At 76.8% G+C, this 6132-nt stretch carries 6 protein-coding genes and 1 pseudogene; 3 read left to right on the top strand and 4 right to left on the bottom strand.

Going from position 1 to position 6132, the window contains the following annotated elements; all coding sequences use genetic code 11:
- The first annotated feature begins 194 nt into the window (after window positions 1-194).
- From G5C65_RS29360 to G5C65_RS29370, 3 genes are all read left to right on the top strand, one after another.
- On the top strand, window positions 195-845 hold the full coding sequence (locus tag G5C65_RS29360; RefSeq protein ID WP_165302078.1) for an ArsR/SmtB family transcription factor: 651 nt from the start codon (window positions 195-197) through the stop codon (window positions 843-845).
- The gene (locus G5C65_RS29365; RefSeq protein WP_165302079.1) at window positions 842-3382 is read left to right on the top strand and encodes an FtsX-like permease family protein; all 2541 of its coding nucleotides are present in this window, start codon (window positions 842-844) and stop codon (window positions 3380-3382) included. The genes G5C65_RS29360 and G5C65_RS29365 overlap by 4 nt, the downstream gene beginning before the upstream one ends.
- A gap of 387 nt (window positions 3383-3769) precedes the next feature.
- Window positions 3770-4480: a S1 family peptidase gene (locus tag G5C65_RS29370; protein WP_241266140.1), complete on the top strand. Its 711-nt coding sequence runs from the start codon at window positions 3770-3772 to the stop codon at window positions 4478-4480.
- Between the two features lie 11 nt (window positions 4481-4491).
- Here G5C65_RS29370 and G5C65_RS29375 read toward each other — a convergent pair whose 3' ends face one another.
- The 4 genes and pseudogenes from G5C65_RS29375 to G5C65_RS29385 form a co-directional block, all read right to left on the bottom strand.
- The gene (locus G5C65_RS29375; protein ID WP_241266141.1) at window positions 4492-5019 is read right to left on the bottom strand and encodes a DinB family protein; all 528 of its coding nucleotides are present in this window, start codon (window positions 5017-5019) and stop codon (window positions 4492-4494) included.
- A complete protein-coding gene (locus G5C65_RS40525) occupies window positions 4923-5150 on the bottom strand; it encodes a maleylpyruvate isomerase N-terminal domain-containing protein (protein WP_338146722.1) in 228 nt (75 codons plus the stop codon). Before G5C65_RS40525 ends, G5C65_RS29375 begins: the two co-directional genes overlap by 97 nt.
- 136 nt (window positions 5151-5286) lie before the next feature.
- The gene (locus G5C65_RS29380) at window positions 5287-5931 is read right to left on the bottom strand and encodes an NAD(P)-dependent oxidoreductase (protein ID WP_165302081.1); all 645 of its coding nucleotides are present in this window, start codon (window positions 5929-5931) and stop codon (window positions 5287-5289) included.
- Window positions 5932-6028: 97 nt separating this feature from the next.
- Window positions 6029-6132, bottom strand: a pseudogene (locus tag G5C65_RS29385) (IS5/IS1182 family transposase); the annotation flags it as partial.

Raw genomic sequence — 6132 nt, forward strand, 5'->3', positions numbered from 1 at the left:
CCAACGGCGCCTCTCGGGCCCGGTGGCACCACCCCCCAGGTCATCGACTTCCAACAGGGGGGAACAGCCATGCCGGGCCCGGAGGCCAGCAGCCCTCTTGCAGGACCGCGAAGACCATAACGGGGGACAGCACCACCCCCGGACCCCGCTCAGCACCAGTGCACAGATCATTGTGCACAGCGCATTGTGTACGTATGAGCGAGCCACCGAAGCCACCCGGACCCGTAGAGATCAACGATCTGGCCACCCTCAGGGCGCTGGCCCACCCCCGCCGGCAGCAGGTGCTCCAGCACCTCACCGTGCACGGGCCCGCCACCTCCGCGGGCCTCGCCCGCGCGCTCGGGCTCAACACCGGCGCCACCAGCTACCACCTGCGGGAGCTGGCCCGGTACGGGTTCGTGGAGGAGGCGCCCCGCGCCGGCGCGCACGGACGCGAGCGGTGGTGGCGGGCCACCCCCGGCGACCGGCGGTTCCCGCCCCGCTCCCGGCAGACGCCCGAGATGCGGCTCGTGATGGACGAGCTGAACCACCACGCGTACGCCCAGGACCTGGAGCTGTTCGAGCGGGCGCAGCGGGAAGCGGACCCGGCCGACGACGCGTGGGCGGACGGATTCCCCTACTCGCGGGGCACGATCCGGCTCACCCTGCCCGAACTGCGGGAGTTCTTCGAGGAGTACATCGCCCTCCTGAACCGTTACAAGCGGTCCGAGGACGAGACGCCGCCCGGCGCCCGCACCGTCCTCACCCGCCTGCTGGCCCACCCGGCACCCGCCGCGCCCAGTGAGCCGGATGAGCCCCGCGAGCCCGGTGAGCCCCGCGAGTCCGGCGCGGGGGAGCCGACATGATGCTCCGGTACGCGCTGCGCACGGTCCGCGCCCGGCTCGGCGGGTTCCTCGGCGCGTTCGTGGCCCTGTGCTGCGCGGCGGCCCTGATCACGGCGTGCGGCGGGCTGCTGGAGACGGGGCTGCGCGGCAAGGCCGCCACCGAGCGGTACGGCGCCGCGCCGCTGCTCGTCGCCGCCGACCAGAACGTCCACCAGACCGTCGTCAAGCGCAAGAAGGGCAAGGCCAAGGTCAAGCACAAGGCCAAGCCGCTCGCCGAGCGCGCCTGGCTCCCGGCCGGCACGCTGCGCACCGTGCGGGGGACGCCCGGCGTGGCGCGCGCCGTGCCCGAACTCACCTTCCCCGCACGGCCGGTCGGTGCCGCGGCCCCCGACGGCGCCTCGTACGGGCACGCCTGGTCGTCCGCCGCGCTCACCCCGTTCCGGCTGGTGCGGGGCGGCGCGCCCGGCGCGTCGGGGGACGTGGTCGTCGACCGTACGACCGCCGAGCGGGCCCGGCTGACGCCCGGCGACCGGCTGACCGTGCAGTCCACCCGCGCCCCGCGCACCTACCACGTCAGCGGCGTCGCCGAGCCGCGCGGCGGCGAACTGCGGCACCAGCGCACCCTCTTCTTCTCCGCAGCCGAGGCGCGGCGGCTGGCCGGGCGGCCCGGCGAGGTGACCGCGATCGGCGTCGTCCCGGAGCGGGGGACGAGCCCCGACCGGCTGTCCGCCGCGCTGCGCACGGCGCTCGGCGAAGGACCGGGCGCGCCGCGGGTCGCCGGCGGGGACGGGCGCGGGCCCGTGGAGTTCCCGGAAGCGGCCGGGGCCCGCACCAAGCTGGTCAGTATGGGCGGCGCCATCGGCGGGACCGCGCTGCTCGTCGCGGTGCTGGTCGTCGTCGGCACCTTCGCCCTCGCCATCCAGCAGCGGTACCGGGAGGTCGCGCTGCTGCGCGCCATCGCCGCGACCCCGCGCCAGATACGGCGGCTGCTGGGCCGCGAGGCGCTGCTCGTCGGGCTGGCGGCCGGGGCGCTGGGCGCGCTGCTGGGGCTGCCGCTGGGCGGCTGGCTGCACGGCAGGTTCGTGGCGACGGGCGCGATTCCGGCGACGCTGGAGCGCACGGCCGGCGTCCTCCCGCCGGCCGCCGCCCTCGGGGCCACGCTGCTCGGCGCCTGGGCGGCGGCCCGCGTCGCCGCCCGGCGGATCAGCCGGATCCGGCCCGCCGAGGCGCTGGCGGAGGCAGCGGTGGGGCGTGCGCGCCCGGCGCGCGGCCGGATCCTCGCCGGACTGGCACTGCTGGCGGGCGGCGCCGCGCTGGTGGCGGTGCTGAGCACGCTGCGTACCGAGCCCGCCGCCACGCCCGTGACGTTCCTGGCCGTCGTCGTGCTCGCCGCCGCCGTCTCGCTGCTGGGCCCGCTGCTCGTACGGGGCGCGGCGGCGCTCCTGGCCCGGCCGCTGCGGTGCGCCGCCGGAGCCCAGGGGAAGCTGGCAGCGGCGAACCTCCGGGGCAACGCGGCGCGGATGGCCGCCGTCGTCACCCCGCTCACCCTGCTCATCGGCATGACCTGCACGGTGCTCTTCGTCCAGCCCACCCTCGGCGACGCGGCCCGCGCCCAGGTCCGGGAGGGGACGCGCGCCGACTGGGTGCTCACCTCGCGCGGCCCCGGCGTCCCGGCCGAGGCCGCGGAGCTGGCCCGGACGCGGGGCGGGGCCGAGGCGACCACCGAGGTGGTGCGCACGACGGTCCGGGTCGGGCTCGACAAGTACCCCGCGCAGGGCGTCAGCGTCCGGGGCCTCACCCGCACCTGGGACCCCGGCGTCACCAGCGGCACCCTGCGCGGCTTCGGCCCGCGCTCCGCGGCCGTCAGCGAACGGGCCGCCGACCGGCTCGGGCTGCGGCCCGGCAGCCCGCTGAAGCTCACCCTCGGCGACGGGCCGCCCGTCCGGCTGACCGTGGCCGCCGTCTACGCCCGCGGGCTCGGCTTCGGCGATCTGACCCTGCCCCACGCGCTGGTCTCCCGGCATGTCGACAACCCGCTCGCCGAGGCGGTCCTGGTCACGGGCGGCCGGCGGGCCGATCTGGCCTCGGCCGTCCGGAGCGTTCCCGGCGTCGAGGTGCGGGACCGGTCCGCCGCCGACCGCCTCCAGGCCGCCCAGCAGCAGGAGAACGCCGAGGTCAACTACCTCGCCATGGGCCTCGTCCTCGCCTTCACGGCCATCGCCGTCGTCAACACCCTCGCGATGACGCTCACGGAGCGGGTGCGGGAGTTCGCGCTGCTGCGGCTCGCGGGGGCCACGCGGGGGCAGGTGCTGCGGATGCTGCTGCTGGAGGCGCTGGCCGTGCTGCTGACGGCGGCCCTGGCGGGGAGCGGGATCGCGCTGGCCGTGCTGAGCGCCTTCAGCGCGGGCATGACGGGCTCGGTGGCCCCGGCGGCGGCCCCGACGGGCTACGCGGCGGTGCTGGCGGCGGCCGCGCTGCTGGCGCTGGTGGGCACGGGCGTACCGGGCCGCGCGGCGCTCCGGGAGCGGCCGGTGTCGGCGGCGGTCCAGGGCCCCTAGGGCCGTGTCCGGAAAGGTTTGCCGTCTCGCGTCGTCCGGTGCAGGGGGCACCTCCCAGCGGTAGCTGGGGGAGCATCGCAAGGCGCCGGATCGCGGCTCGTACTGGGCGTACTCGCGTGATCCGGCAACGCCGCGAGGCGCCGTGCCTGGGGGCACCTCCCTGCTCGAGCGGAGCCGAGAGCTTGGGGGAGGCGCGAGGCGGTGAACCTTTCCGGTCACGGCACTAGGGCCGTGTCCTGCGGATCCTGCCGGGTCGGGACTGCCCCTTGCTGTCGCGGCGCAGCCTGCGGGTGCGAGGGGGCACCCCTGCTGGAGCGGAGCCGGGTGCGCACCGCTGGCCGGAACTCCGCCTTACCGTCGCCGCCCGCCGCCGCCACCATGAGCACCATGGCTGATGTACGGCATATACGCGCGCTCTGCGCGGCGGCGCTGGGCCTGCTGCTTCTGGTGGCGGCGCTTCCGGCCGCTCACGCGGCGGGCGCGGGCGCGGGCGCGGGCGAGCGGCAGTCCACCGTGCTGCGGGGCGGCGATGCGCTCTACGGCAGCGGCGGCGTACGCTGCACGCTCGGCTTCAACGCCACCGACGGCACCGGCGTCCACGGCATCCTGCCCGGCCACTGCGGCAACGTGGCCGACTCCTGGTACGCCGACCCCGAGCGGAGCGTCCCGGTCGGCCGGACGTCCGGCGCGACCTTTCCCGGCAGCGACCACGCCGCGATCCGCTACACCGGCCCGGACCTCGAAGCGCCGAGCGAGGTGACCACGTACGGCGACGGCCCGCGCCGGGTCGAGCGGGCCGTCGAACCGCGCCCCGGGATGCCGGTCTGCCGCTCGGGACCGGCGAGCGGCCGGCAGTGCGGCACGGTCACGCAGGTGAACGTGTCGCTCCCGGGCGGCCTCGTCGACGGCCTGTTCACGGTGGACCTGTGCGCCGAGCCGGGGGACGACGGCGGGCCCGTCGTCTCCGGGGACGCGGCCGTCGGCTTCCTCGTCCACACCCCCGGCGACTGCGGGTCGACGGGTACGACCTACTACCAGCCCGTCCAGGAGCCGCTGGCCGCGTACGGCCTGGAGGTGGGGTACGGGGGGACAGGCTGAGCCGGCGGTGGTCAGTCCGCGGGGTCCGGGGGCCAGGGGCCCGGCTCCGGCAGCGCACGGGCGTCCGTCCGCAGCGGGCCGTCGGTGCCGCGCCCGGCCATCCACGCCGCGAGATCCCGCACCGGCCCGGAGACCTCGACCGCCGCTCCCGACCCCAGGGCCCGGGAGAAGCCGTCATCCGTGGCCCGCAGGACCAGCAGCGTCCCGGCCGGAGCCCGGGGCGCCAGGAAGTCCAGGGCGTGCAGGGCGAACGGGAGCGACCAGTCGCGGGGGCGGTGGCCGGCGGCGAGGTCGACCGCGTGGATCTCGGCCTCGCGCCGGCGCGCGAGCGCGGTGTCGAGCAGGGTGGCGCTGCGGAAGCGGACCGGGCGCTGCCAGTCCGCCGCCGTGAGCGTGCTCCAGGTTTCCTCCAGGGCGTGCTGGGCCCGGCGCAGCTCCTCGCTCAGCCGCGCCTGCGGGCGCGCGGCGCGTAGCGCGCCTGGCGCTCGAAGGCGAGCGCGTTGTCCGTGAGGTGCTGCACGACATGCCCCCGGGACCATCCCGGCAGCGCCGAGGGCCGGGCAGTGCCGGTGTCGTCCAGGCCGTCGAGCAGGGCCAGCAGGCGCGCGTGGGCCCGGCCGACCCGGCGTGTCACACCGTCAGCGGCAATCCCCGAGTCGACCACTGACACAGGCTACCGTGCCCCGGCAGGGGCGCGGGGAACTGCGCGAGCGACCACGACGGTGCCGCAGTCCGCAGTGCACGGGCCGGGGCAGCCCCGGCCCGGCAGCCCCGGCAGAGGGCAACCGTGATCCGCCGGGTACGCCCTAGCCGACCACCGAGATGCGCTCGCGGATGTGCGCGGCGCTCTCCAGCTCGTCGACGAAGGCGATCGCGTAGTCCTCCGCGCTGACCGCGCTCCGCCCCTCCGCGTCCGTCAGCAGCCGGTCGCCGCCCAGCCGGTAGCGGCCCGTGCGCTCACCGGGCGCGATCTCCGCGGCGGGCGAGATGTACGTCCACTCCAGGTCGTCCACGCCGCGCAGCCGGGCCAGCAGGTCGTGGTGGGCCAGCGCCTCACCCCGGTGCGCCTCGGGGAAGTCCGGGGTGTCCACCAGCATCCTGCCGGGCCCCACCAGCAGGCTCCCGGCCCCGCCGACGATCACGAGGCGCCGCACACCGGCTTGCCGCACGCCGCGCAGGACGTCGTCGTACAGCGCGGTGAACGGCTCGCGCGGGTCCGTGCCGTCGCGCGGGGGCACCAGCGCGGCGGCGACGGCGTCGTGCCCGGCCGCCAGCTCGGCGAGCCGCGCCGGGTCGGCGGCATCGGCGGCGACGGCCGTCAGATTCGGGTTCCCCTCCTCGGGGGCCAGGCCCGACCGGGTGAGGGCGGTGACCTGGTGCCCACGGGCGAGGGCCTCCGTGGCGATACGGCTGCCCACCATGCCGGTGGCACCGAGCAGGACGGTCTTCATGGGGAGCCTTCCTCGTACGGCGACGCCTCCGCCTTCCACCGTAGGACGCCGCCCCCGCGCGGGCGCGGCGAGCCGCCCTAGGAGTTGTCTTCAAATGTCACGTCCACATCAGGAGCGAGGCGAGGGCGACGGCTCCCTGGTAGGACTCGGCGGTCTTGTCGTAGCGGGTCGCGATGCCGCGCCACTGCTTGAGGCGGTTGA

Origin of the sequence: Streptomyces boncukensis (genome assembly GCF_011045075.1) — a bacterium.
Classification (GTDB): Bacteria; Actinomycetota; Actinomycetes; order Streptomycetales; family Streptomycetaceae; genus Streptomyces; species Streptomyces boncukensis.

Excerpts from the sequence above, each read along its gene's own strand:
- G5C65_RS29380 (WP_165302081.1), bottom strand. The coding sequence starts at position 5,931 with ATGAAGACCGTCCTGCTCGGTGCCACCGGCATGGTGGGCAGCCGTATC.
- G5C65_RS29360 (WP_165302078.1), top strand. The coding sequence starts at position 195 with ATGAGCGAGCCACCGAAGCCACCCGGACCCGTAGAGATCAACGATCTG.
- G5C65_RS29375 (WP_241266141.1), bottom strand. The coding sequence starts at position 5,019 with ATGGTCCCGGGGGCATGTCGTGCAGCACCTCACGGACAACGCGCTCGC.
- G5C65_RS29370 (WP_241266140.1), top strand. The coding sequence starts at position 3,770 with ATGGCTGATGTACGGCATATACGCGCGCTCTGCGCGGCGGCGCTGGGC.
- G5C65_RS29365 (WP_165302079.1), top strand. The coding sequence starts at position 842 with ATGATGCTCCGGTACGCGCTGCGCACGGTCCGCGCCCGGCTCGGCGGG.